26 protein-coding genes are annotated in these 26,840 nt (G+C 42.4%); 16 read left to right on the top strand and 10 right to left on the bottom strand.

Annotated features, from left to right (window positions below):
- Window positions 1–2 precede the first annotated feature (2 nt).
- Window positions 3–1,415, top strand: coding sequence for a phospholipase D family protein (locus CEF17_RS11905; protein ID WP_100399719.1), 1,413 nt, complete (start codon window positions 3–5; stop codon window positions 1,413–1,415).
- Window positions 1,416–1,834: 419 nt separating this feature from the next.
- Here CEF17_RS11905 and CEF17_RS11900 read toward each other — a convergent pair whose 3' ends face one another.
- The 5 genes from CEF17_RS11900 to ggt all read right to left on the bottom strand — a co-directional run bounded on the left by CEF17_RS11900 (window position 1,835) and on the right by ggt (window position 8,472).
- Window positions 1,835–3,523, bottom strand: a complete 1,689-nt coding sequence (locus CEF17_RS11900) for a BCCT family transporter (RefSeq protein ID WP_100399718.1) — start codon at window positions 3,521–3,523, stop codon at window positions 1,835–1,837.
- A gap of 205 nt (window positions 3,524–3,728) precedes the next feature.
- Window positions 3,729–4,385: a potassium channel family protein gene (locus tag CEF17_RS11895; protein WP_157843026.1), complete on the bottom strand. Its 657-nt coding sequence runs from the start codon at window positions 4,383–4,385 to the stop codon at window positions 3,729–3,731.
- A 186-nt stretch (window positions 4,386–4,571) separates the two neighbouring features.
- Entirely contained in the window at window positions 4,572–4,955 is a 384-nt protein-coding gene (locus CEF17_RS11890) for a YhjD family protein (protein ID WP_157843025.1), read from the bottom strand.
- A 217-nt stretch (window positions 4,956–5,172) separates the two neighbouring features.
- A complete protein-coding gene (locus tag CEF17_RS11880; RefSeq protein ID WP_232725495.1) occupies window positions 5,173–6,786 on the bottom strand; it encodes an L-lactate permease in 1,614 nt (537 codons plus the stop codon).
- 30 nt (window positions 6,787–6,816) lie between these two features.
- The gene (ggt, locus tag CEF17_RS11875; protein ID WP_100399715.1) at window positions 6,817–8,472 is read right to left on the bottom strand and encodes a gamma-glutamyltransferase; all 1,656 of its coding nucleotides are present in this window, start codon (window positions 8,470–8,472) and stop codon (window positions 6,817–6,819) included.
- Window positions 8,473–8,618: 146 nt separating this feature from the next.
- Here ggt and CEF17_RS11870 point away from each other — a divergent pair, with 146 nt between their 5' ends.
- From CEF17_RS11870 to queF, 7 genes are all read left to right on the top strand, one after another.
- The gene (locus CEF17_RS11870; protein WP_232725494.1) at window positions 8,619–9,257 is read left to right on the top strand and encodes a pyroglutamyl-peptidase I; all 639 of its coding nucleotides are present in this window, start codon (window positions 8,619–8,621) and stop codon (window positions 9,255–9,257) included.
- A gap of 438 nt (window positions 9,258–9,695) precedes the next feature.
- Window positions 9,696–9,995, top strand: coding sequence for an IDEAL domain-containing protein (locus CEF17_RS11865; RefSeq protein ID WP_054634981.1), 300 nt, complete (start codon window positions 9,696–9,698; stop codon window positions 9,993–9,995).
- A 206-nt stretch (window positions 9,996–10,201) separates the two neighbouring features.
- Complete coding sequence (gene dcd / locus CEF17_RS11860) at window positions 10,202–10,741, top strand: dCTP deaminase (RefSeq protein WP_100399714.1); 540 nt, start codon at window positions 10,202–10,204, stop codon at window positions 10,739–10,741.
- A gap of 441 nt (window positions 10,742–11,182) precedes the next feature.
- Entirely contained in the window at window positions 11,183–11,848 is a 666-nt protein-coding gene (queC, locus tag CEF17_RS11855; protein WP_100399713.1) for a 7-cyano-7-deazaguanine synthase QueC, read from the top strand.
- Between the two features lie 2 nt (window positions 11,849–11,850).
- A complete protein-coding gene (gene queD, locus CEF17_RS11850) occupies window positions 11,851–12,294 on the top strand; it encodes a 6-carboxytetrahydropterin synthase QueD (RefSeq protein WP_100399712.1) in 444 nt (147 codons plus the stop codon).
- Entirely contained in the window at window positions 12,291–13,010 is a 720-nt protein-coding gene (queE, locus tag CEF17_RS11845) for a 7-carboxy-7-deazaguanine synthase QueE (protein WP_100399711.1), read from the top strand. The genes queD and queE overlap by 4 nt, the downstream gene beginning before the upstream one ends.
- 18 nt (window positions 13,011–13,028) lie before the next feature.
- A complete protein-coding gene (queF, locus tag CEF17_RS11840; RefSeq protein ID WP_100399710.1) occupies window positions 13,029–13,526 on the top strand; it encodes a preQ(1) synthase in 498 nt (165 codons plus the stop codon).
- A gap of 243 nt (window positions 13,527–13,769) precedes the next feature.
- Here the strand turns inward: queF and CEF17_RS11835 are convergent, their stop codons facing one another.
- The 5 genes from CEF17_RS11835 to CEF17_RS11820 all read right to left on the bottom strand — a co-directional run bounded on the left by CEF17_RS11835 (window position 13,770) and on the right by CEF17_RS11820 (window position 15,673).
- Entirely contained in the window at window positions 13,770–14,102 is a 333-nt protein-coding gene (locus CEF17_RS11835) for a YtxH domain-containing protein (RefSeq protein ID WP_100399709.1), read from the bottom strand.
- A complete protein-coding gene (locus tag CEF17_RS11830) occupies window positions 14,099–14,554 on the bottom strand; it encodes a DUF948 domain-containing protein (RefSeq protein ID WP_054634976.1) in 456 nt (151 codons plus the stop codon). Before CEF17_RS11830 ends, CEF17_RS11835 begins: the two co-directional genes overlap by 4 nt.
- A 45-nt stretch (window positions 14,555–14,599) precedes the next feature.
- Complete coding sequence (locus CEF17_RS11825) at window positions 14,600–14,977, bottom strand: DUF5665 domain-containing protein (RefSeq protein WP_100399708.1); 378 nt, start codon at window positions 14,975–14,977, stop codon at window positions 14,600–14,602.
- A 143-nt stretch (window positions 14,978–15,120) separates the two neighbouring features.
- Window positions 15,121–15,297, bottom strand: coding sequence for a hypothetical protein (locus CEF17_RS20060; protein ID WP_157049690.1), 177 nt, complete (start codon window positions 15,295–15,297; stop codon window positions 15,121–15,123).
- 82 nt (window positions 15,298–15,379) lie between these two features.
- Window positions 15,380–15,673: a 4a-hydroxytetrahydrobiopterin dehydratase gene (locus CEF17_RS11820; RefSeq protein ID WP_100399707.1), complete on the bottom strand. Its 294-nt coding sequence runs from the start codon at window positions 15,671–15,673 to the stop codon at window positions 15,380–15,382.
- A 257-nt stretch (window positions 15,674–15,930) separates the two neighbouring features.
- Here CEF17_RS11820 and CEF17_RS11815 point away from each other — a divergent pair, with 257 nt between their 5' ends.
- From CEF17_RS11815 to meaB, 8 genes are all read left to right on the top strand, one after another.
- Window positions 15,931–16,773, top strand: coding sequence for a dimethylarginine dimethylaminohydrolase family protein (locus tag CEF17_RS11815; RefSeq protein WP_100399706.1), 843 nt, complete (start codon window positions 15,931–15,933; stop codon window positions 16,771–16,773).
- A 272-nt stretch (window positions 16,774–17,045) separates the two neighbouring features.
- Window positions 17,046–18,389, top strand: a complete 1,344-nt coding sequence (accC, locus tag CEF17_RS11810) for an acetyl-CoA carboxylase biotin carboxylase subunit (RefSeq protein WP_100399705.1) — start codon at window positions 17,046–17,048, stop codon at window positions 18,387–18,389.
- A gap of 33 nt (window positions 18,390–18,422) precedes the next feature.
- A complete protein-coding gene (locus CEF17_RS11805; protein WP_054634972.1) occupies window positions 18,423–19,064 on the top strand; it encodes a TetR/AcrR family transcriptional regulator in 642 nt (213 codons plus the stop codon).
- Window positions 19,065–19,079: 15 nt separating this feature from the next.
- Window positions 19,080–19,586 carry an acetyl-CoA carboxylase biotin carboxyl carrier protein gene (gene accB / locus CEF17_RS11800; RefSeq protein ID WP_100399703.1) on the top strand — a complete coding sequence of 169 codons (507 nt, stop codon included), beginning with the start codon at window positions 19,080–19,082 and terminating at the stop codon, window positions 19,584–19,586.
- A gap of 153 nt (window positions 19,587–19,739) precedes the next feature.
- Window positions 19,740–21,293 carry an acyl-CoA carboxylase subunit beta gene (locus CEF17_RS11795; protein ID WP_100399702.1) on the top strand — a complete coding sequence of 518 codons (1,554 nt, stop codon included), beginning with the start codon at window positions 19,740–19,742 and terminating at the stop codon, window positions 21,291–21,293.
- 17 nt (window positions 21,294–21,310) lie between these two features.
- Window positions 21,311–23,428 carry a methylmalonyl-CoA mutase family protein gene (locus CEF17_RS11790; protein ID WP_100399701.1) on the top strand — a complete coding sequence of 706 codons (2,118 nt, stop codon included), beginning with the start codon at window positions 21,311–21,313 and terminating at the stop codon, window positions 23,426–23,428.
- Entirely contained in the window at window positions 23,415–25,574 is a 2,160-nt protein-coding gene (gene scpA / locus CEF17_RS11785) for a methylmalonyl-CoA mutase (protein WP_100399700.1), read from the top strand. Before CEF17_RS11790 ends, scpA begins: the two co-directional genes overlap by 14 nt.
- A gap of 79 nt (window positions 25,575–25,653) precedes the next feature.
- Complete coding sequence (gene meaB / locus CEF17_RS11780) at window positions 25,654–26,682, top strand: methylmalonyl Co-A mutase-associated GTPase MeaB (RefSeq protein WP_100400890.1); 1,029 nt, start codon at window positions 25,654–25,656, stop codon at window positions 26,680–26,682.
- Window positions 26,683–26,840: the final 158 nt, after the last annotated feature.

The following is a 26,840-nucleotide window of genomic DNA, read 5'->3' as shown; positions in this document are numbered from 1 at the left end:
GTATGAAGAAATTATTGAAGAAGCTTTTTTGGCTCATTCCTTTAGCAGTCATGGTGTACGGTATTTATAAGCCGCTGCCCAAAGGTCTTTCTTACCGGGGAAAGATTCATAAGGACAGTGGTATCCGTTTCCATTATAATCTGCGTTATGATACTGAACAGCAAAGCCATTGGGAAACACCATTATATGACAAAGTATGTTCAATGATAGAAGAGGCTGAGGAATTTATCGTTTGTGATTTGTTTTTATTTAATGATTACTACAAAGAAAAAGTAAAGTTCCCTCCTCTGGCTGATCAATTAACAGAGGAACTCATCCGAAAGAAACAAGATAAACCTCAGATGAGAATCTTATTTATCACTGATCCCGTAAACACTGTGTACGGATCCCATGAGTCTCCTCATATAGAAAGGTTAAAAGAGCATGGGGTAGAGGTAGTGATAACAAAGCTTGAGCTTCTCCGGGATTCCAATCCGTTGTTTTCAGGATTTTGGAGGAGTTATATACGATGGCTTGGAGTGAGAGGTCAGGGATGGCTCCCGCATCCAGTGAGCTCAGTGCACCCTCAGCTGACCCTTCGAGCTTATTTGTATATGTTTAATATAAAAGCGAACCATCGAAAAGTAATTCTTACTGAAAAAGAGGGACTGATAACCTCTGCTAATCCTCATGATGCAAGTGCCTACCATGCAAATATTGGCTATTCTTTCAGAGGGAGAATGATTCAAGACATATTGGAAACTGAAAAATCAGTCGTTGATTATTGCGGAGTTCATGAGCTTCCGGTATGGAAGCCAGGATCTTCCTCACCTGTAGAAGAAAGTGAAGCCTCCGTTCAAGTCTTAACCGAGGGGCAAATATGGAAGGATACATTGAAGGTAGTAGAGGATGCTCAGCCTGGTGATGAGCTTTTAATAGCGACTCTCTATTTATCAGAGAGAAAAATGATTAGTCAGCTGGTTAATGCAGCAAGGCGCGGGGTGAAAGTAAAGATAATCTTTGATCAGAACATGGAAGCTTTCGGTCAGTCTAAAATAGGGCTCCCTAATGTGCCAGTAGCTGAAGAGCTTAAGAACAGAACTGCTGACAAAATCAAGATACGATGGTATGAAACAAAGGGAGAGCAGTTTCATCCTAAGATGCTTATTTTAAAACGGGGTGAACAAGCGAGCATTATTGCAGGATCAGCAAACTTCACTCGAAGGAACCTGAAAAATTTAAATCTGGAGTCAAATGTTAAGATCCAAGGCAATGTCAGCAATGAGGCAATCAAGGACTCCATAGCGTTTTTTAATCGTCTCTGGAACAACAAAGATGGCTTGCATACCGCTGCTTATGAAACATACAAAAGCTCTTCCCGATTTTTAAAATTCATTTACCGTATCCAAAAGTTCCTGAAATTATCTACCTACTAATAAAAAGGCTGCCACAAAACCCAACTAGTAAGAAGGGGCCTCACCATCGGTGGGAGCCTTTTCTTTTATCCAGTATTCTAGTAGTTGCATGTTCAAAAATACACTCGCCTGCACCTAAAAGGCCCAAGTGCGACATCCGTGAAAGCTTCCTGTCATTCGCTTTCACGGTGTCTTCTATGGCCCGGGCAAGGTGTCAGTCAACCGGGGAAGGTCACTCACCTCTGTTTCTCCTGGTCGCTGGTATTTCTTTTGTAAGTCCTGGTACACTTTGTGGGTGGCTTTCGTTGAAGACGAGCCTATTTACGTAGAGGTTCAAGCGAGCGTCTGTGGCAGTTAAGGATTGTCTTATATATAACTAAAAAACTGATGTTGAGAAGATAAAAAAAGGGTGGGCCCCTTATGGCCTCACCCTTTTCTTATTACTTTTCTTTATCTTCTGGTTTGTTCTTTCTGTTTATTAATTTTTTTCTAGGTTCTTTCTTTTGTTCTGCTGGGGAAGACGATGTATCACGGTTGAAGTCCTCTATTTCTTCCTCAAGCTCCATAAGAATTTCTTCTTTCAATCGTCTTCGTTCACGTTCTCGAGCCTGGTTCTTTTCTTTCTTTAGGTCCTGGATAAACATTTTCATCATAGAGACAACCATAACAAGCATGATTAATGAAAATGGCAGGGCAGCCACAATAGATGCGGTTTGGAGTCCCTCAAGGCCGCCAGAAAGAAGCAGGACCGCTGCTGTGCCGGCAATTAAGAAGCCCCATGCCAGCTTTACATACAAGGTAGGATTCAAGCTTCCCTGCGACGTCATGGCTCCCAGCGTATAGGAGGCTGAATCGGCAGATGTGATAAAGAAAATAACAATGAGAATAACCGCCAGCGCACTCATAATGCCGCCAAGGGGAAATTCAGCCAGAGTGGCAAAGAGAGCAAGCTCTACAGTATCCATGACAATCGCGGCAATGCCTGCATCATGAAAGATTTCCTGATATAGAGCAGAGCCGCCAAAGGCTGTAAACCAAACGACAGCCAGGAGAGAGGGAACAATTAAGACGCCAGCTACGAATTCCCTGATTGTTCGTCCTCTTGAAATACGGGCAATGAACAGTCCCATGAATGGTGCCCAGGCAATATGCCAGGCCCAATAGAAAATTGTAAAGGAACCGAGCCACACACTGTCAGAAAAAGGTGTCAGCGTTAAACTCATAGGGACAAGATTGGCAATATAGCCGCCAAGAGTGGTGGTAATATTTTCAAAAATATAAACGGTTGGCCCGACGGCAATCATAAACAGCAGCAGGATCGCTCCGACTGTCAGGTTGATAACGCTTAAGTAACGAATGCCCTTGTTTACGCCGGTTGCAGCTGAGAACATAAACAAAAAAGCTACGATCCCAATAATAATCATTTGGGTGACAACGTTGTTTGGGATGTTTGTTAAATAGGAGAGCCCTCCGCTGATTTGCATGGCACTAAGACCGAACGTGGTAGCAACTCCTGTGGAGGTTGCAAGAACAGCAAAGATATCGATGCCTTTTCCAAAGGCTCCGTAAGCTCTGTTTCCTACTAGTGGGTAAAAGGCAGAACTGATAAGAGCCGGCTGGTCTTTTCGAAACTGCACATAGCCTAAAGCTAGAGCAACCAGGGAGAAAATGGCCCATGGATGAAAAGCCCAGTGATAAACTCCGTATCGAAGCCCCAGTTGGGCTGCCTGTGCTTCGGTTTCTACGTCCTGACCAAGAGGAGTATCTACATAATAAAGTACTGGTTCAGCAACCCCCCAAAAGATAAATCCCACGCCAATACCTGCTGAAAACAGCATTCCAAGCCACGTATAGAATTTATACTCGGGCCGGTCTTCTGGTTTACCGAGCCGCAGCTTTCCAAAAGGACTGACGGCTAAGAAAATAACAAAGGCCACAAAAAAAGCAGCAACAATCATATAAAACCAGCCAAAGGTTTCGATTGTAAAGTTAAGGGCTGCCGTGGCTGTAGCTTCTAAATGGGAAGGTCGAATAAAACCCCAGGCAACAAATGCCGCAACTAAAATAGCCGACACTGTAAAGACGATGTCCGGCTTTTTTGTTTCATAAGTATACTTTTCTTCACTCATAATCTCCCTCCAATGAATTAAGATGTAGGTAACAGGGCATTATTATTCAATGTACCCAGAGAGCTGAATGGGAAAAGGACAGATTGTTTGAAAAAGGGAAAGAAAAGGGGAATAGTACAGCCTCGTTTGATAAGTGTCAGCACCGTTCACTTACTCTTTTGTTATGGCTGTATTATTCCCTATCTTAATTAAGTACAAACGGAACTTACGTAACTGCTTCAAAACGTTTTAAATCATTTTTGTGCCCAATTACAATTAAAATATCATCTTTATAGATTTTGTCATGAGCAAGCGGGGAAATATTAATATCTCTTCCTCTTCTAATTGCTAAAACAGTCACGCCGTATTTGGCACGGATATCTAAATCAATAAGCGAGCGATTGTGTATAGAATTAGAAACGCCTATCTCTACAATGGCATATTCTTCAGAAAGTTCGATGGAATCAATAACCTTATCAGAAATAAGGTGCTGGGCTATGCGGTTTCCCATGTCATGTTCAGGATGGATGATCTTATCAGCGCCTATTTTTTCTAATACTTTGTGATGATTGTAGTTCTGGGCTTTGACCCACACTTGCTTAATATCCATATCTTTTAAGAGCAGGGTGCATAAAATACTGGCTTGAAGGTTATCGCCGATGGCTACGATCACGTGGTCAAAGTTTCCCACACCTAAACTGCGAAGTGATTTCTCATCAGTTCCATCTGCTACTGCGCTGTGGGTAGAATAATTAACCATCTCACTGACTTTATCTTCAACAACATCGATTGCCAGTACCTCATGCCCGAGCCTATATAATTCTCTGCAGACACTTACGCCAAAACGTCCTAATCCTATGACGGCAAATTGCTTTTTCACCATGTTCCCCTCTTTCTTAAAACATCCTCGCAGCACAGATCCGGGACGGCGTGGCCCAGTCATATGCTTCTAGCTCTTACAGTCAAATAAATACTGCCACTAGATACGATAAGTGGAAAACAATGGTTTGTCAATTTTAGACTTGAGGGGCTCTGTTTTCAGTTTAATGCTGTCATTCCTCAGGAAAGCTCAGCTATGAAGGACAGACTCTTGCTCTAAAGGGGATTTTCCTTTGAAATAAGCATCCATCGAATGGCGTGCCTGCCTTTTTAAATTGGCGTTTAAGTAGCTGATTGATCCTTCATAGCCACGGCAAGTGTACGTATAACGGGAAAACATTCCATCATTCTCTACAAAAAAAGCTTTCATTTTCCGCTGGTGCATAAATGATTTCACTTTTCGTGCATCCTCATGAAGGGAGCGAAGAGATTCATTAATCAAGAGATAATAAGGATCCTTCAGCTTAAAGGGACCTTTTTCAATTAATTGCAAATCCCTCTCAAGCACTTTTTTTACAAGAGGCAGGAGAATGCTATAGTGAAGCATAATATGTTCTTCCTCTTTCACGTGCATGACTCTCACTCCTTTTCCCTTTGTGCGAACGTATGTTTGTTTATTTATTATTATAGCTATGGGGGGATTTTTATACAAGAAAAAAGTAAAGAGGGGAAAATATTGGAGGAAGAAAGGATAAGCATGCAGGACAAAAAACAGGAAAAAAGAATGGCTCTCACTCTGTTTTGGTGAGAGCCATGTCTTATAGGAGACCATTTTGGTTCCAGCGCCCCGTTTATCCAGGAAAGACAAAGTGAAATACAACAGAAAGTAAGGCTACAAAGAAGACGGAGATAAGAGAAAAGAGAAGGGTAGGCTTAAATACTTCCGCGTCTTTTCCTTTCAGTCCTGCTGTGCTCGTTCCCAGGATAACATTTGCCGGTGAAATAGAATTCCCGATAGCCCCGCCGGCAGACTGAGCTGCAATGAGATGAGAAAGCCTGAGCTCATCCATTGTTTGGGAAACCGACCCGTGAAGCGGTGAAAACAAGATATTGGACGAAGTGTTAGAGGATGTCATAAACGACCCTATGACCCCAATTAAACTTGCTAAAGCGACATAAACAGCAGGAGGGGAGACTTCAGCAATACCTAAGGCGAGAACTGTTGTCTGTCCGGAGTTTTCAAGAACCTGAGTCATCGTTAAAAAGGCAGAAATGGCAAGTGATGCGCCGACAGCATTGTCCTTAAACCCGGTGAGAATATCCTTGCCTGCATTGTTGTCGTATTTTCCTAACTTTTTATACCAGAAGTAACCAAAAATGACGGAGATGAACAAGTACATTCCTGGATGAGTAAGAGGAGCGATCGGCGAATAGGCTTCTTCAGCTTCCTGTTCAAATCCATACCCTGTTTCAACAGCTGGGAAAGGAGGGCCGAATTCAAACTGATCAAGAAAATCATGGATAAACGGAATGCCAAGCATAAGAATTGAAAGCCCTGTTAATACGTAGTAGGGCATAAAGGCTTTGTGCAGTCCCATGTCTGCTTTTGGCTCGTCGTCATCGGAATCACTTTCTTCGAGAATGTCTGATTCATCTTCGAGATCTGTTTTTTCCTTGTACTTGTCTCTTCTAGCCATTAGAAATAACACACCCAGGGCTACGGAAGCTGGAACAAAGTTACTTAAAGTCGGGTTAATCTGAGTCAAGGCAACCTGGCCGCCGCCATGGATGGCGGAAATGATAATGACGACCCAGAAGCCTTCTTTTACACCTTTCCATTTCGCAAACAGCCAGCAGATCATAAAGCCGGCAATAATATTTGGAATCCATAATAGTATTCCTGTGTATAAGAGTGTAAGACTTTGTTCCTGAAGCTCAATAACGTTAATGGTTGCAATCCACCCTACGGCTAACGTGCCAAACATATTAGCCCAGGCATGACCGATAAGTGGAATAACAACGGCTGTTACAGGTTTCACGCCTAAACCGATCAGAAGAGGCGCAACAACAGCAATCGGAGCTCCAAAGCCTGCGATTCCTTGAAGAAAAGAGGCAAACACCCAGCCAAAAGCGAGGATGAGAAACAAATAATTACGGCTATGTTCCTGGATTCCTTCCCGTATGGCAGTAAAGGCTCCTGCTTCTTTTGTCGTTTGATAAAGAAGAAGGGCAGGCCAGACGACAAGAAGAATAAAGAAAGCATCCCACAGTCCCTGACCCACACCTACAGCCACGTTATCGAGCGGGGCCTCGTATAATAGAAAGGCTGAAGCGGCAGCAACAGCCAGAGCAACCCCACCGGCTAACTGTCCGGACCACTTCAACACAACAAGCATGATTAAGAGAAGCACCAGGGGCAGCACAGCTACACCCCAGTGCAGAAGATCTACCGGTAGTTCTTCCATGATGCAAACCTCCAATGTAAGATTAGAATATTACCAGGATAAAGCAATCCCGTCTCCTCTGGGATCAGCACCGGCACTATAGACTCCGGTTTTCTCATCGATCACAATGCCTTGAGCATGTCCCATTTGCTGAGAAAAGCTCTCAGCTTTTTCAATTTCGTGGCCGCGGTTTGCAAGTTCCCCCGCTATTGAATCTGGTATTCTGCTTTCTAGCTTTAAAGAGGAGCTGTCTTCACCCCACGTGCGGCCGTAAAGCCACCGAGGTGCTTCGATAGCCTGCTGGATGTCATAACCAAACTCCACTACACGGGTGAACAAAGCGGCCTGGGTCTGTGGCTGTCCTTCTCCTCCCATTGTTCCAAACAGCATAAAGGGCTTGCCTTCTTTAGTAGCCATCGCTGGTATAATAGTATGAAAGGTTCTTTTTTCAGGCTCTAATGCATTTGGATGCTCAGCATCAAGCTCAAAGAAGGAACCGCGGTTTTGTAAAAGAATCCCTGTATCTTCAGGAACAAATCCTGAACCAAACTCATGGTAAATACTTTGAATCAACGAGCAGGCATTTCCTTCACTGTCAACAGCTGCCATGAATGTTGTATCCTTGCTTGTACTTACCTTTGGCATTTCCGGAAGCTTGTCTAATGGGTAAGCTTTTCTCCACTCAAGTTTTTCAATGATTTTATCGGTATGCTCTTCAGACAGCAGCTTTTCAACAGGAATTGACAAGAACTCGGGATCTGTTACCCATTCGTCTCGATAATGAAAAGACAGCTTGGCGGCTTCTGCCATGAGGTGATAATAGTCCGAAGTGTGATCCCCAATGGAGGGAAGGTCAAATTTCTTTAACACGTTTAACATCATTAATGTAGCCAGACCTTGAGTATTAGGGTGAAGCTCATGGATTTCATAAGAACCATACGACGTCGAGGCTGGTTTTTCCCAGGTAGACTCGTGATTGGAGAAATCCTCAAGCGTAAGGACTCCGCCTTCTTTTTGAAGACTTTGAACAATCTTTTCCGCGAGATCTCCCTGGTAGAAAACTTCTGCTCCTTTTTCCGCAATCAAAGCAAGCGATTGGGCAAGATCAGGCTGTTTGAAAACCGCTCCTTCAGCGACAGGCTTCCCGTCAGGAAGAAAGATGTCAGCTGTTTTGGGATGCTGACTCAGCACCTCCTGTTTATCAAAGATAAACTGAGCTACCTTAGAAGAGATAGGAAACCCATTTTGGGCATAATGGATGGCATCAGTAAACAAATCCTTCCATTTCATTTGTCCATATTGCTGATGGAGGTCTTCCCACGCCTTTACAGTACCAGGGACCGTATTAGAGGACAGAGGGCCTCGGTCGGGGATTTCGTCATAACCTTTTTCTTTGTAAAAATCAATAGCAGCATTCCGGCCTGATCTGCCGCTGCCATTGATAGCTTGAATATTTGATTCTTTCCTGTCTGAAATGATAGAAAATAAATCTCCGCCTAGACCTGCCATATGAGGGAGGACTACACATAAGACTGCATTCATGCTGATCGCAGCATCTACCGCGTGTCCTCCCTGCTGAAGAATTGATTTTCCTGCCTGAGTGGCAAGATAATGGGGAGACGTCACAGCCCCCTGTGTTCCTCGAACAGCAGGGCGTCCCGTCTGGGTAAATTCGTGACGCCCTCCTTTTTTTACGTGGCTTTCCATATTAAAAACCTCCTTAGGGTATAAATAATTGCTAAATATAGGAAAATGCTCCTATAGTGCTTTCTTCAGAGTGTATTTCCTTCCTATAAGAATTAAAAACATTGAAACTAAAAAAACTAGAAATTAAGAAAGAAAGGGAGAATAAAATGAAAATAAAAGTTTTATGTTCAGGGTTTGAGCCTTTTGGAGGCTTGGAAGTCAATCCAACAGTGCAGCTGGTTAAAGAGCTGGAAGAAGAGCAGCCATGGGCTCATATAGAGCTTAAAAGCATAGAGCTGCCTGTCGTATATGAAACGTGTGCCCAATCACTGCTTGAGGCAATAGAGAAAGAAAAACCGGATATTATCATTTCCTGCGGTCTCGCTTATGGGAGAAGTGCTATCAGTCTTGAGAGGATAGGGATCAATATTCAAGACACAAAGGGAGAAGGTGAAAAAGGGGATAACACGGGGGAAAAGCCAGTGGACAAACCTATTCACATGAACGGTCCGGACGGTTTATTTTCAACTCTCCCCCTTCGGAAGATGTTGGAGGCTCTTCAGCAAAACGGAATACCGGCTGAGATCTCAAATACAGCAGGTACATATATTTGTAATACCACTTTATACCAGGTTCTTTATTTTCTTAGAGAAAAAGAAATAACGGCCAAAGCAGGGTTTATCCACTTTCCGGCCATCCCAGAGATGACCTTGGACCGCCCTCATCTTCCTTCCATGACATTTACTTATCAAAAAAAAGCATTAATGGTAGCCGTGCAAGCAGCCGCAGAAGGCTATTACAGGTAAACAAGCATTGGGTATATAGATACAAGTCGTTTTGAAACGAAAGGAGAAGGGTAGACACAAAACAAGTTCATAATTCCAGAATATATTCAGGGTAAGGAGAGGAAAAATCCAGCTGAAAAGAGAAGTTATTACGTACTTCAGGAATGGCAGCACCCGTTATGCATGTAATTTTTTAGAAAAAAGTAAAGAGAACAGGTATAAGTAAGGTCCATTGGAAATAATTTTATAAACAACAACAATTTTACATCTATGAAAAAACAGCCCAGAGGCTTAAGTAATTATTCCTGAAGACCAAATGAAAGAGTTTAAGGCAAGCGTCAGGCGGGTATCTTTTAATTAACAATTAAAAAAACATCCGAGCCTCTACATCCGCGCGTCACCCGCCAATTCATAGGGAAACGAAACTATATTTCGGTTCAGATAGGGGGTTCGACGAACATGCTACATCCAACACATGAACAGCACTTTATGAAAAAAGTAAAGTCCATGAAGCATGGCAGACGTCCGACTAGACAGGTCCTTCAATCACTGTACGCAAAAATGATGATGGAATACGCCGTCTTTAACTTTAATAAAGAGCGGTTGCAGCGCATGATTGATGAGGCATTGGATGAAAGAGATGAATCTAGATTTTTAGTACTGACTGAAAGCTATTACGACCTCATGGAAAATTACAAACACGGAAAAGTAATATCTGAGCAGGGCTATGAATTAGAGCTAGATTTTGATACTAATTAGAAGCGCCGCCCCCTAACACGGGGCAGCGTTTTTTTTGAGCTGAGGCTTTGTTCTTCTTCTTGGAAATGATAGCAATAAAATATATACTTGTAACAAAGACTATGATTATTGGGTTGTGGTTCAGTGGCACAGTTTGTTTGGATAACCAAAATATACATCGTAATAAAGCAAATCGGTAAGAGAGAACATGGTGAGGTGACACAAAGATGATCTTATCAGATCAAACGATTCGAGAAATGATGGAGGAAGGCAGCTTAGCCATTACTCCAATGACAGAGCATCAAATCCAGCCCGCTTCTGTAGATATCCGCTTGGGAACACATTTCTTAAAAATAGATGAAAATTCTATTGAATCCATTGCCCTAGACAAACCAGCAAAGTATGTAGAATTTGAAAGTGAAGAAGTAGTCATCCCTCCAAATTCTTTTTTACTGGCAACTACTACGGAGTACATAAAGCTCCCTGATCACTTAACGGCATTTGTTGAGGGGAGAAGTTCTATAGGAAGGATGGGGCTGTTTATTCAAAATGCAGGCTGGGTTGATCCTGGATTTGAAGGAGAAATTACATTAGAGCTCTACAATGCAAATCGCCTTCCTATCCGTTTGACCTCAGGCCGAAGAATAGCCCAGCTAGTGTTTGCGTTAATGGATAAAAAAGCAGGGCAACCATACAGTGGAAAGTACCAGGGCCAGCGAAACGCAGTTGGAAGCCAGGTATATTTAGATAAAGAAGCAAATGAATAGGGAAACTTGAAAAAGAGGCGGAAAGCCTCTTTTTTCGTTAGAAAAGCGATACATATGGGGAGAAATTGATAGGAACACTAGGCGTGAGAATGCTATAATGGACGATGGTGTTTTTTTACGTTATGATGTAAAAATATTTAAGAATGCTGACTAAGAGAGAAATGTGATCTCTTCTTTGTAAGGCTCTGCTTAAAACCATTGTGGTTTTGCTGTAAGCTTCACCTGGCTGCTTTTCCATCTTGCCGGATATTGAGGCTGCCTGTTTTCAGGAGACCTCTTACGGATGCAGAAATTCTCCACAAAGAGGGAGGGCTGAAAGCTTAAGACTGCACGACCATTAATTTTCTAACGGGGCCCATTATAAATTTCAGGCAGCTTGTTTTGAATAAGACTGCGTTTAGTATAAGTGCATGACTTGTAGAGAGAAAGGAAGGAAGCGCGATGAGTTTCCAGGAGGATAAAGCTGTAGTAGTCTTTAGCGGCGGCCAAGACAGCACTACATGCCTTTTTTGGGCTTTAGAGCGGTTTAAAGAGGTAAGTGCTGTTACGTTTCAATATGGACAGCGTCACAGCAATGAAATTGATGTAGCAAAGGATATTGCCAAAGAGCTTGGAGTTGAACACCATGTGCTGGATATGGAATTACTGAACCAGCTGTCACCAAGCGCTCTTACCCGGGCGGATATCGAGATGGAAGAAGGAAAAGACGGCCAGCCGCCCAATACATTTGTAGAGGGAAGAAATCTGCTATTCTTGTCCTTTGCCGCCATTTTTGCAAAGCAGCAGGGCGCAAAACATGTAATTACAGGAGTATGTGAAACAGATTATAGCGGATACCCGGACTGCCGGGATATATTTATCAAGTCTTTAAACGTTTCATTAAACTTATCAATGGACAATGAATTTGTTCTTCATACGCCTCTCATGTGGCTCGATAAAGCAGAAACATGGGAACTTGCTGATAAAATGGGAAGACTGGATTATGTAAAGAATAAGACACTAACATGCTACGAGGGAATTCGTGGTGATGGCTGCGGCGAGTGCCCCGCATGTGTGCTTCGTCAAAGAGGCTATCAACAATATATAGAGGAAAAGGGGAGTGAGTAATTATGCTTCACCAATCCTATCCCCAAGTAAACCATCAATTTCGATATGAACTTAATAAGGACATGCATATGGCTGCCGCTCACTTTATTCCTAATGAGCAGGCAGGCAAGTGTCAGGATATTCACGGTCACACGTATGTCATCAATGTTACGATAGCTGGAGACAGCCTTGATGAATCAGGATTTTTAGTTAATTTTCAATTATTGAAAGAAATTGTTCATAAACGGTATGATCATACTTTATTGAATGATCATGATGAATATGCTTCTCAAGAAGATTCTAATCAATTTCCTACGACTGAAGTAGTGGCTCGTGTGATCTGGGAAAGAATTCAAAAGGAACTTGACCAGCATTTGAATCATCCGCGCTGCCTCCAGGTCTTTGTTCGGGAAACGCCGACAAGTTACGTGGTATACAGGCCGAAGGAGGAGGACTTCTCTGAATGAAGAAAGTTCCTGTATTAGAAATATTCGGGCCAACCATTCAAGGGGAAGGAATGGTCATTGGCCAAAAAACAATGTTTGTGAGAACGTCCGGCTGTGATTACCGGTGCAGCTGGTGTGATTCAGCTTTCACCTGGGATGGAAGCCAAAAACCTGACATGATGAAAACAGACGAAATTGTGGACCGGTTAAACGACCTGGCACCTGGACGTTTCAGTCATGTAACGATTTCGGGAGGCAATCCGGCTCTGCATGAAGGGATCGGCCACCTTGTGCAGACTCTTAAAAAACAGGGAATCAAGACGGCTGTGGAAACACAGGGAAGCATGTGGCAGGAATGGATGCTCGATATTGATGAAGTAACGTTATCACCCAAGCCTCCAAGTTCTAACATGAAAACAAACTGGCAACAGCTTGACTTTTATGTTGAAAGGTTAAAAGAAGAAGGCAAAGGACAAGCTAGCTTTAAAATTGTTATTTTTAATATAGAGGATTTAACGTATGCACTAGCTGTTCACCAAAGATACCCCCACGTTCCTTTCTTTTTACAAGCAGGGAATGAAGATGTAAAAGAGGCAGATGATCAAAGTGTGAGGGACCGGCTGTTAACCAAATATGAATGGCTGGTAGACGCAGTAACGAAATCTGAGGATTTCAATAATGTGAAGGTGCTGCCTCAACTTCACGCTTTGTTATGGGGAAATAAGCAGGGAGTGTAAGACGAAAGGAGACTAAGGATGTCAGGGAGAAAAGAAACTGACTTAACTGAGGTTACACATCTGGGGAGCCAAAATACAGCATATCAGTTTGATTATGATCCTTCTGTGTTAGAAACCTTTGATAATCATCATCCGAAAAGAGATTATTTTGTGAAATTTAATTGCCCTGAGTTTACCACTCTATGTCCTAAAACTGGTCAGCCTGATTTTGCTACTGTGTATATCAGCTATATCCCGGATATTAAGATGGTGGAAAGCAAGTCGCTAAAATTGTATTTATTCAGTTTTAGAAATCACGGAGATTTCCATGAAGATGCAATGAATATTATTCTAAACGACCTTGTGGATTTGATGGATCCACGCTATATCGAAGTATGGGGGAAATTCACCCCAAGAGGCGGCATTTCAATAGATCCTTATGTGAACTATGGAAAGCCTGGCACGAAGTATGAAGAAATGGCAGAGTACAGACTCATGAACCATGATATGAATCCGGAAACGGTTGATAATCGCTAATAACGAGCATTGTCAGGGAATTCTTCAGGGCGTGACCTTGCAGAAATAAATAGCACAACAAGTAAAGGAGGTGTCTCGAAAGGTCACATGATTAGTGATCTGGATGAGACACCTTTTTGTATTATGGTTGAATATTTGCGTTATGCCATTGTTTTGAAGCAATGGACCAGTACCACAAAAACAGGGTGGTAAGAAAAGATTCTTTACCACCCTGAAGACCTCAAAAGAGGGATTGCCTTTATTTTATTCCTTATTCTCCGGCTCATGTTCCTTGTCTTTCCGCAAAGACAATCTTGCTTCTTTTTTTAGGACTGACATATCTTCATGAATCTTTCCATATACCTCACTGCCTCTTACCAGCAGCTGGCTTTTTTGCTCTTCAATTCTGGATTTTAATCTAGATGGGATATTTTTGACTTTCCCTGCTGTATCAGCAGCTTTCATTCTGGAAGTCTTGCCGTCTGCAGGGGCAAAGAGCAGGGTAAGCCCTGCTCCAAGAAGAGCACCTAAACCTGCGCCGGCACTTAGAGAAAATAAACGGCTGGGCTGTTTAGGGATATGGCTTTCCTTCATCATGGGTTGCCTGCTCCTTGTTGTTGGAATTCATCCTTTAACGTTTTTCTTTTCTGTGCAAGGAAATAAGTGAGAGCCAGCGCTCCGTACAACCCGCCCATGTTTTTCTCTTTTACCTTAGAAGAGCCCTCAGTGGAGTCTTTCTTAAAGGAGTTAGTGATGTCTACCAAAGAAGAAGAAAGTCTTTGTGACGCTTCCCCGGTATCTCTTACGATATGAAAAATCGGATTCAAATCATCCATTTTCTGGTTTAAGTCTAGAATCGTCTCATTGCTGTTATGGAGGATAACTTCAGTCTGCTTTGAAATTTCATCCATTTGATCAGGAAGCTTACCGACGGTCTCCTCAACCCCCCCCAGTACTTTTGTAAGGGAGTTCAAAGCTTTAATAAGGAAGATGACTAAAATTAAAAACGCGATTGCAAAAACTAATACTCCAATGCCTAATAGATCCATAAAAATTCCTCCTGCTCACATTAATTAAAATATGGTATACATAACTTATTCGCCAGGTTCTCCATTTTCCCTTTGTTCATCGATAAAATCCAACATGTCAGCTATATATTCGCCGACAAGAGGAGCGGAAACGAATAAGTTAAGGATGAATATAAGTAAAGCCAAAAAAATTGCTGTCCCTAACGTAAGTCCCACGCCGCGGGCTATCCCGGCAATTAGGTTTGTTTTTATTACTTCTTTGGGACTTGTGAAGTGATAAGCCATATCCTTAAAGCGCCCTTTTGTCGTCACTTCATCAAGACGGTCAGCAATTTTTTCTAAGCGTGTTACTTCCTCATGCTCCGGGCGGCGTCTTGTTTTCTCTAGACGTTTTTCCGTTTTGGGTGGATTGTCGTTAGATTGATGATTTTGGTCTTCTGCCACTATGTTCTCCTCCTTATTGAAACCAAAAAAACGTGTATAAGGTTTCCTTACCCTGTACATTCCTGTTTCAAACAGAAAGAAGAGGACAAGCAGTAGAACAAAAAAATTAAAGAGGGCACCCCATTTAAGGGAGACCCTCGCCATTACGTCAAGTGCACGTATGCGTTCCTCATCATTGGCTCTTTCAGGACGTAAGCATCAAATACCATTTTTAAGGCTTCATCCTCATCACCAATGCTTCTCTTTATCTCTTCAAACGTGTGATGGAGAAAACGGTCGGTCTCCAAAAGTTTTTTCATTCTGCTCTCTTGATAGCTCATCTTTATCACCTCAATTGGTCGGAGCTTGTTGTACTACTATTATATGCAAAAATTCAATTTGCGTCTCCGTACCTTGTTTATTTTATGCATGAACTGTGGAAATTAATCGATTATATTCAAAAGCTGAGCGGATATCTTTTTCGGTGATTCCTCCAGCGTCCACCGTAGTCAATCGGACAGTGACCTCTGTATGGTTTATGGTTAGATGTGGATGGTGGTTTACTGTTTCGGCGTGTGCAGCAATTTTGTTGACAAAATGAATACCATTAAGAAAAGCCGAGAATGTATACACTCGCTCTATGGTTTTTTCATCCGCCTGTTTCCATCCGTTAAGACTTTTGATTTTCTCTTCAACAATTTCATTAGCTAATATCATCGGTCTCCCTTCTTATAGTATCCAAATTTATCCTTTGGTGCTTCCGCTATCTCTTCATATCTTCATTATACCACTAAGAAAAGAATTTCAAACGAAAGACCTCTTGCTTCACCTGAAAAATTTTAAAAATTTAGAAAAAAGTAAGGAACTCCCCTTATATTTACTTTCCTATATTTCCTTCCTGTAGTAATGAGAAGAAAAAGAGTGTGAAAAGGTACGAAGGGAGGAATAATAAAATAACCAAGGAGGGGTAAAGAGTGAAGGTTGCGAGCATGCCGCAGGTAAAAACAGATTTTGATACATTAAAAGAGGTCATCGTATGTTCTCCTAGAGCGATGGAAATTCAGGAAGTCATCAACGATACACAGGAAGAATATGCAGGGTCAAATATTGATAAGAAAGAAGCAGTAAAACAGCATAATAACATGATCGAAGTGTTTGAAAGAGAACAGGTAAAGGTTCATACACTGGCTGTAGACGAGGCTCTGCCTGAACAAGTCTACACCAGGGATTTAGGAGTAGTGATTGACAATACCCTGGTTGTAGGAAAAATGAAGCAAAACATTCGAAAGAAAGAGACAGAAGTATTCAAAGGCTGGTTGAAAGAACATGGAATAACATATTATGAGATTACAAAAGGAGCCTTAGAAGGCGGAGATGTGGTAATAAGCAAGAATAATATCTACGTTGGACAAAGCGGGAGAACGGAAGCTTCTGCTATTGAAGAGCTTGCTGCTTTATTTCCTGGGAGAAGGGTGGAGAAAGTCCCAATCGAAGACAAGTATCTGCATTTAGACTGTGTGTTTAATCCTTTTTCCGAAGAATATGCGCTGTTGTATCCCAATGCCATGTCTGAAGAGTGGGCCGATACATTGCGTTCAAGGTATAAATGCATAGAAGTCACAGAGGATGAGCAGTTTAACCTTGGTGTCAATATCTTTTCAATCGGTCATAATACAGTAATCAGCCAGGACAAGTGTAAAAGAATTAATAAAGAATTACGTAATGCAGGCTTTACGGTGTACGAAGTATCCTTTTCTGAAATTATTAAGTCAGGTGGATGTTTTCGTTGTGTTACCTTTCCTATCTCCAGACAGTAAGTCTCATTGGAATTTCCGGTGAGGCTTTTTCATTTTTTAAGTGTGCGTATAAAGGAGAGAAGTTAGAAAAAACTTGAGCAAAAAACGAGGAAAGAATACAATGGAGAAAGAAACTATAAACTTTTTTCATAAAAGAAGAAAAATTCCTGAAAGAGAAATTGACAAAGTGAAAAATTTTACATAGAATTTAATTACAGACTGACCAGTCGGTCTAAACCTGACCGGATGTAAGCGTTTAAAAAAATGATAGAAATGGCAAAGAGGGTGAAGGAATGTTTACGAAAGTGTTAATAGCCAATCGAGGGGAAATTGCAGTTAGAATTATCAGAGCTTGCAGAGAGCTTGGCATTGAAACAGTAGCCGTTCACTCTGAAGCGGATAAAGAAGCCCTGCATGTCCTCATGGCAGATGAAGCTTACTGCATTGGTCCTCATTCATCAGCTGAGAGCTACTTAAAGAAAACGAACCTTGTAGCCACGGCACTGAAGACAGGGGCAGAAGCGATTCACCCAGGCTACGGTTTCCTGGCTGAAAACGCAGAGTTTGCCGAGATGTGTGCTGACCATGATATTACATTTATCGGCCCATCGCCTGAAGCGATAAATAAAATGGGGGCAAAGGCCGTTGCGCGTGAAACAATGGCAGAGGCCGGAGTGCCGATAGTTCCAGGGACAGACGGAATTATTGAAGAAGAATCAGAAGCTCTCAAAACCGCTGAAGAAATAGGATACCCGGTGATTGTCAAGGCTACAGCAGGCGGCGGAGGAAAAGGAATGCGGGTAGCATATGAAGCAGGTGAGCTGAAAAAAGCCATTTCTATGGCCCAGCAGGAAGCTGCCACCGCATTTGGAAACCCGGGTGTGTATCTAGAGAAATTTGTGGAAGAACCTCGCCACGTCGAAATTCAGGTTATGGCTGACTCCCACGGAAATGTTGTTCATTTTGGCGAGCGGGATTGTTCCATTCAAAGGCGTCATCAAAAGCTGGTTGAAGAAGCACCCTCTCCAGCTTTAGACGAAGACATCAGAGAAGCGATGGGAACTGCTGCAGTAAAAGCAGCCCAGGCTGTTAATTACTGTGGTGCGGGGACTGTAGAGTTTTTATTAGATAAGCACAAAAACTTCTATTTTATGGAAATGAATACGAGAATACAGGTAGAACATCCAGTAACCGAAGAAGTCACTGGCATAGACCTTATAAAAGAACAAATTAAAGCAGCGGCAGGAGAAAAGCTTTCTGTAAGTCAAGAAGAAATTGTGATTGATGGCTGGGCTATCGAATGCCGTATCAATGCAGAAAATCCGGAAAAAGGATTTATGCCTTCACCAGGGAAGCTTGATATGTACCTTCCTCCTGGCGGATTAGGTGTCCGCATTGATAGTGCAATGTATCCTGGCTTTACGATTACACCTTTCTATGATTCCATGGTGGCCAAGCTTATTGTCAGAGGCAAAACAAGGGAAGAAGCCATTTCACGAATGAAAAGAGCGTTAATGGAATTTGTCGTTGAAGGAGTAGACACGACCATCCCTTTCCATTTAAAACTAATGGAAAACGAAGACTTTGTAAACGGCACCTTTGATACTAGCTTTCTCGATAAGACAAAGCTTTTATAAGGGAGGTAATTTGGGAAAGAGCAGGTGATGAACATGGCCGAGAAACCAACCAAGGAGCGCATCACAGAAGCTGCTTTAAAACTTTTTGAAGAATATGGTTTTCATGCTGTGACAGTGGACAAAATTGTGAGAGAAAGCCGGACGTCAAAGGGCGGCTTTTACCATAATTTTAAATCAAAAGACGAGCTTCTATATACCATCCATGATTCATTTATTACATATGTGCTTGATAAAGCTGTAGAAGCTCATTCGAGGTACGGAACTCCAACAGAGAAGCTGTACGCAACGGTAAGGTCATTTGTTAAAATGTTTGAAATGTACAGAGCTCATGTAACAGTTTTCTATCAGGAGAGTCTATATCTTGCTCCGGAGTATTTTACCGAAATAAAAAAGAAAAGAAACAAGTATAAAGAGCTGATGTTTTCAGTGGTGAGAGAAGGAATTACCGAAGGGGAGTTTAGAAAGGAAATTCCTGTTCCGATCATGTCCATGGCAATTTTTGGAATGATAAACTGGACCTATAAATGGTATAAAGATACAGGAGAATATTCAGTTAATGATATTGCTGATATCTATGCAGATTTAATTTTGCATTCTGTGCTCACTAAAACAGCTTTGGAAAATCCGGCCTATCAAAGGTTATTTTTACGTCCTACAAATTTCAGCAGCCTTTAAAAGGAGTGAATGAACATGTTTAAAGTAAATGAAATAAAAGAATTGATCAGAGCCATAGACAACTCATCTATTGGCGAGGTTGAGATCCGCGGAGAAAATAAAGAAAAAATCACCATCCGTAAAGAAGGTGTCCAACAGACAGTGAGCGTACCGCAAGCGGCAGTGCAGCCAGCGCCAGTACCGGCCCCGCAGCCGGAACAGCCGAAAGCAGAAGAGCCAAAGCAAGACCAAGGTAGTGAAAAGTCAAAAAATGAAACGACAAGCAAACAAAATGATGATTCATTAAAGAAAATTACCTCTCCAATGGTAGGAACGTTTTATGAATCGCCGAATCCAGAGTCTGATCCTTACGTAAAAGAAGGAGACAAAGTCTCTCCGGATACAGTAGTTTGTATTGTAGAGGCAATGAAGCTAATGAATGAACTTGAAGCAGAAGTAAGCGGGGAAATTGTTGAGGTTCTTGTGGAAAATGGAGAACTTGTTGAATATGGACAGCCCCTTTTTCTTGTTAAGCCGAACTAGTACACCTTTAAAGGGCCTGTTATGAAAGCAGGCCCTTTTTTATACCCAGCCGTGCTTTATGGAGAAGAAGAAGGAATGAGACGGCTTTTTAAATCCCCTTTTTAGCACGGTTTCAAATACTTACACAATTACAGTTTTTAAGGAGGATGCAGTATGGATGATATGTTTTCAAAAATAGAAGAAATGGAACTTCGGCGGGAAAAGGTTAAGTTAGGCGGAGGGGTCAAGAGAATTGATGCCCAGCATGACAGGGGAAAGCTTACTGCCAGAGAAAGAATTGACGTGTTAGTAGACGAGGGAAGTTTCGTAGAATTGAATCCTTTTATTGAAAACAGAGGGATGGATTTTGGGGGTGCCGAATCACCTGGAGAAGGAGTGGTGACAGGGTACGCGAAAATCAATGGAAAAACGATATTTCTATTTGCCCAGGATTTCACAGTCTTTGGAGGCGCCCTTGGAGAGATGCACGCTCTAAAAATTGCGAAAATTATGGATTTAGCAGCGGAGAACGGAGCACCTATTATCGGGTTGAATGATTCAGGAGGCGCCCGCATTCAAGAAGGTGTGTTGTCTTTGGATGGCTACGGACATGTCTTTTATCGTAATTCTATATACTCCGGAGTCGTCCCGCAAATTTCAGTCATAATGGGCCCGTGTGCCGGGGGAGCTGTATATTCTCCAGCCATTACAGATTTTGTGTTCATGGTTGAAAAAACTAGCCAGATGTTTATTACGGGTCCAAAAGTGATCGAAAGTGTCACCGGTGCCAACATTAACAGTGAAGATCTGGGCGGAGCTGCCGTTCATTCCACCAAAAGCGGGAATGCCCATTTTACAGCATCTTCAGAAGAAGAGGTACTCGGAGAAGTGAGACGCCTCATCAGTTATCTTCCTTCAAATTTTGAAGAAAAACCTCCAAAGGCAGAAAAAAACAACTCCAGGGATACTGAGGACCGGGTGGATGAATTATTGGATATAGTACCTGTAGACAGCATGAAAGTTTATGACGTACGAAAGGTTATTGCCAAGGTTGTGGATAATGAAGATTTCATGGAAGTTCAGGCGGGGTTTGCTAAAAATATAGTGGTAGGCTTTGGAAGAATTAACGGGGAAACAGTAGGAGTGGTGGCTAACAATCCTAAAATGATGGCCGGGGGGTTAGACATTGATTCGTCAGATAAATGCTCTCGTTTTATCAGGTTTTGTGACTGCTTCAACATCCCTCTTATTACATTTGAAGATGTAAGCGGTTTTATACCTGGGGTGCAGCAGGAACACGGGGGAATTATACGTCACGGGGCCAAAATTCTGTATGCCTATTCGGAAGCAACAGTGCCAAAGCTGACAGTCATTTTAAGAAAGGCTTTTGGAGGAGCTTATGTTGCGTTAAATAGTAAGGCCATAGGCGCGGATTTAGTATATGCATGGCCAAACGCCGAAATAGCCGTGATGGGCCCTGGGGGGGCAGCCAATATTATTTTTGCTAAAGAAATTAAGGAAAGCAGCGATCCTGAAAGAACCCGTAAGGAAAAAATAGAAGAATACAGAGAACGATTTGCCAACCCTTATATTGCTGCGAGAAATGGGATGGTGGATGATGTCATTGATCCAAGAGACACGAGAAAGGTACTGGCAAGTGCCCTTGAAATGCTGAAAAATAAAAAGAAAGAAAATCCAAAGAAAAAGCATGGCAATATTCCACTCTAGGAAAGAAGGTGAAAAACATGAATCAAGAGGATGTTAAAAAAACAATGGAACAAATTTGTGACTTCTCTATTCCGTCTACAGCCTCCTGGAAGGAAACAGCAGAGAAATCGTTAAAAGGAGCCTCCTATGAGCGCAAGCTCCTTACCCAGACTTACGAAGGGATTACGATCCATACCCTTTACAGAAAAGAGGATATTGACGGCTTGCCATTTATAAATGCTATGCCAGGAGAGTTTCCCTATACACGGGGTACTTCACCTTCGCTTCCTTTGAAAACACCCTGGGAGATTTCACAGGAAATAAGAGAAAGTACGCCGGAGAGATTCCACTTGGCATTAAAGCATGATATTCAACGAGGTCAAAATTCTGTGGTCATTATGCTGGACCAAAATGCAAAGCTTGGAACCGATCCATTTGATGGCAAAGAAGCAGCGGGAAAAGAAGGACTTTCCATTTGTAATGCAGAGGATATAAAAACGGCTTTACAAAGCATAGAAGCGGCAGACGTTCCTTTTCATGTGGATACAGGGGAGCATCCTCTTCCTGTTTTTTCCCTTTTTTTAGCAGCTTTAGATGGAAACGTTAAAGAGCTGAAAGGAAGTATAGCGGCTGATCCTTTTGGTGCCTGGGTAGTAAAAGGAGAGTTAACGTATGAACTTGACAAGATTTTTAATGGGATGGCTGAAATCGTTCGGTGGTGTCAGGAGGAAGAGTGCCCGGTGAAAACGATACTTGTTTCCACTTCTCCCTATCATAATGGAGGGGCAAGCGCAGTTGAAGAGTTAGCTTATGCACTGGCTACAGCAGTAACTTATATTGAAGAATTAAAGGAACGGAGAATTCCTCCTGAGGAGGCTTCGAAAAGGGTTCGTTTTCAATTTTCTATTGGGTCAGATTATTTTTTAGAAATAGCAAAGCTGAGAGCAGCTCGATCTTTGTGGGCGAACGTTATGGCAGCCTATACAGAGGACGAGATGGCGAGGAAGATGAATATCCATGCAAGAACCTCTTCTTGGACAAAGACACTGTATGATCCATATGTCAATATACTAAGAGCCTCATCGGAAGCCTTCTCAGCAGCAATTGGACAGGCAGACAGTATACAGGTGAGCCCATTTGATGAAAGCTTCCAAAAACCTACCTCATTTTCCCGCCGAATAGCAAGAAATACCCAGGTGATTTTGCAGGAAGAAGCACATATAGGGAAAACGGCAGACGCGGCAGGGGGTTCGTATTATATTGAAACAATGACAAATGAACTGGCAGAGAAAGCATGGAAATTGTTTCAGGAAATAGAACAGAATGGTGGAATGAAAAAAGCGATAGAAAACGGAGCAGTACAAAAAAGGGTAGAAGACATTTCCTCAAGAAAAGAAATTGATATAGATCACCGCAAAAAGGTATTTGTTGGTACGAATCAATACCCCGACATAGAGGAAAATCCAGTAAGCTTCATTCCGGAAGATGACAGTCAAGAGATCGAAGAATTTGTGCAGAAGACGACCTCAAAAAAGAAAGCGGAAGATATTGAGGAAAGAGAAACTAGAGATTCAATCGTTTACGAGGGAATTGAGCGAGCGAAAAAAGGGTGGACCCTTGGCCAGATCGCAACGTGGTGTGGAAAGCAGGTGCCAGGAAACGAGATTACATCTATTGAACAAAAAAGAGGAGCAGAACGATTTGAGACTCTCCGCAAAAATGCACTGGCCTTTGAAGAAAAGTCGGGGAAACCATTGAAAACGTTCCTGGTTAACTTAGGAGAACTTCGCGATTATAAGCCTCGTGCTGATTTTGTTACTGGATTTTTTCAGACAGGCGGGTTTAAAGTAGTCGCTGAAAACGGTTCACTGCACGTTCAAGAGGCAGTTGAAAAAGCAATTAAAGCCAATGCTCCGTTTGTTGTTTTGTGCGGCAAAGAAGAGGATTACTCTACAATGGCTCCTGAAATTATTGAAGGAATCAAAAAGACAGATCCAACCGTTACTGTGATGATTGCAGGTAAAACACCTGACTCCCTGCACACCATTCTTACGGAAAAAGGGCTGGATGGCACAGTTTCTCTAGGGTCGAACGCCTATGAACTTCTGAAAACACTCCAACAAAAGAAAGGAGCTGAAACATATGAGCAGGCCTGACTTCACGAAAATAAGCTATCGGCCCCAAGAGTATCCTGCCAAACCGGAATTAGAAAGCTTTTCTTCTTCTGAGGGCAGCTTCGAAACTGTTGAAAAAATTCCAGTAAAAAAGGTATACAGTCAAGAGGATATAAAAGACTTTAAGCACGTTGACTATGTATCTGGCATTCCTCCATTTTTAAGAGGTCCATACCCTGCCATGTATAAAACACGCCCTTGGACGGTACGCCAGTATGCTGGTTACTCGACTGCTGAAGAATCCAATGCATTTTACCGGAGAAATCTGGAGGCAGGACAAAAAGGACTGTCAATTGCCTTTGATCTCGCAACGCACAGAGGATATGATTCAGATCATCCCCGTGTGGTAGGAGATGTGGGAAAAGCAGGGGTAGCTGTGGACTCTATACTGGATATGAAGATTCTTTTTGATGGCATTCCTTTAAATGAAATGTCAGTGTCTATGACGATGAACGGGGCAGTTCTCCCTGTAATGGCTTTTTATATTGTCGCCGCAGAAGAACAAGGAGTAAGTCAGCAACAACTAACCGGTACAATTCAAAATGATATATTAAAAGAATATATGGTGAGAAATACGTATATTTATCCTCCTGATATGTCCATGAGAATTATTGCAGATATTTTTAAATACACGTCAGAACATATGCCGAAATTTAACAGCATTTCTATATCAGGCTATCATATGCAGGAAGCTGGAGCTACAGCAGACTTGGAGCTGGGTTATACTCTTGCGGACGGTCTTGAGTATGTTCGAACAGGATTGAAAGCAGGAATTGACATTGACTCTTTTGCACCTCGGCTATCTTTTTTCTGGGCTATAGGGATGAATTATTACATGGAGATAGCAAAAATGAGAGCAGCCAGGCTTCTTTGGGCAAAATTAATGAAGTCTTTCCAGCCCAAAAACGAAAAGTCAATGGCTCTTAGAACCCACTCTCAAACTTCAGGCTGGAGCTTAACTGAGCAGGATCCATATAACAACGTGATTCGGACAAACATTGAAGCAATGGCGGCAGCTTTAGGGCATACTCAGTCCCTTCATACCAATGCTTTGGATGAAGCGATTGCCCTGCCTACAGACTTTTCTGCCAGAATCGCCCGTAATACTCAGCTTTACTTACAAGAAGAAACCGGGATTACCAATGTGGTTGATCCTTGGGGTGGGTCGTATTATGTGGAAACTCTTACGGCCCAGCTTGCTAAAAAAGCCTGGGATCATATTCAGGAAGTGGATGATTTAGGAGGCATGTCAAAAGCAATAGAAACTGGCCTTCCTAAAATGAGAATTGAAGAAGCGGCTGCCAGAAGGCAGGCTCATATTGACTCCGGCAAGGAAACTGTCGTTGGGATTAATAAGTACCGTCTTGAACAGGAAGAGCCTCTTGATATATTAGACATTGATAACAGTGCAGTAAGAGCTGCCCAAATAAAAAGGCTGGAAAAGCTTCGGGAAGAGAGAAATGAAGCAATGGTGAAAGAGGCCCTTCAGGCTTTAGGAGATTCCGCTGAGTCAGGTAAAGGGAATCTACTAGAGCTTGCGGTTGAAGCAGCGAGGGCAAGAGCAAGCCTTGGAGAGATTTCTGATGCTATTGAAGAAAAGGCTGGCCGCCACCAGGCAGTAACCCGCTCAATCAGCGGGGTTTACATTGCAGAGTACGGAGAGGAGGAGCTTATGAAGGAGGTGCGTGAGCTTACGGATGAATTTGCCCAGAGAGAAGGAAGGCGTCCTCGTATTATGGTAGCTAAAATGGGACAGGACGGCCATGACAGGGGAGCAAAAGTAATCTCCACAGCATTTGCTGACTTAGGATTTGATGTAGACATCGGTCCGTTGTTTCAAACGCCTCAAGAAGCAGCTGTCCAGGCGGTAGAGAATGACGTCCATATCCTTGGAATGAGCTCATTGGCAGCAGGGCACAAAACTCTCCTGCCAGAAGTCATAGCTGAACTAAGAAAGCTTGGCCGAGAAGATATAGTGGTGGTTATAGGTGGTGTGATTCCGGCACAGGACTATGAATTCTTAAAGAAACAAGGCGCAGCTGCGATCTTTGGACCAGGTACTGTAATTCCAGCAGCAGCTAAACAAGTCCTAGAAGAAGTGAATCAAAGAATAGAAGAGGAAGTATAATGAAGCGGCAAAGTCCCCTGTATGTTTCGAAAAGGGATGGAGGATAAGAGAGTCCATGCAGCGAAAGGGGCAAGTGTACATGGAAAATAAATACCAGGAAAACCGAAATCACCCGAAAAGAAGGAGAACTCTGTCAGTAGAGCAATATGTAGAAGGTGTATTAAACGGTGACAGGGCCACTATCGCCAGGGCTATAACCTTAGTTGAAAGCAATTCACCCAAGTATTTTCATAAATCACAGGAAGTGTTAAGGCATTTAATGCCCTATACAGGAAATTCGATTCGTTTAGGAATTACCGGTGTGCCAGGAGCCGGTAAAAGCACGCTGATTGAATCACTTGGCACAAAGCTTTGTGACAGGGGCCATCATGTAGCGGTCCTAGCGGTAGATCCTTCTTCAAGTGTAAGTAAAGGCAGTATTCTTGGTGATAAGACGAGAATGGAGAAGCTTTCCAAACATCAGCAAGCCTTTGTAAGGCCCTCTCCTTCTGGGGGGACACTCGGGGGAGTATCCAGAAAAAGCCGGGAAACGATGTTAATTTGTGAAGCGGCAGGCTATGACGTTATTATTGTAGAAACAGTTGGTGTCGGCCAAAGTGAAATAACTGTGCGTTCCATGGTAGATTTCTTCTTAGTTCTGATGCTAACTGGAGCAGGAGATGAACTGCAGGGAATGAAAAAAGGAGTCATGGAAATTGCGGATGCTCTTTTCATTAATAAAGCAGACGGCCCAAATAAACAGACAGCTGAAAATGCGAAGGCTGAGTATAATCGTCTTCTTCACTTTCTTCAGCCGGCTACACATGGATGGGAAACTAAAGCCTATACAATTTCCGCTTTAACGGGAAACGGAATTGATGACATGTGGAATGTAATTAACAAATACAAAGAAAAGACCTTGGAATCAGGTGTTTTTCAGAAACGAAGGCAGAATCAGCTTTCAGAATGGATGGACTCTTTGATTGAAGAACAGTTAAAAAGGGACTTCTATGAAAACCCGTATATTAAAGAGATCTTAACAGACACGAAGAAGAAAGTAACAGAGGGGACGCTCCCGCCTGCCCAGGCAGCTGAAAAGTTGCTTAGTGAATATAGTAAAAATAAGTAGATTTCTCTAATAGAGAGGTCTGCTTTTTTGTTTCAGCTTCAGTAAATAATGGTAAAATAGTTCTAAGAAAAGGGTTGCTGCTTACCTTAAGGAGGGTATTCTTAATGGGTGACTATAGCCGCACGAGCTGTACCCAAAAGGGATTGAAAACAAAGAAG

It is taken from the genome of Bacillus sp. FJAT-44742, assembly GCF_002797315.1.
Lineage (GTDB): Bacteria > Bacillota > Bacilli > Bacillales > Marinococcaceae > Thalassorhabdus > Thalassorhabdus alkalitolerans.
This window is presented reverse-complemented; position numbering and strand designations above follow the sequence as displayed.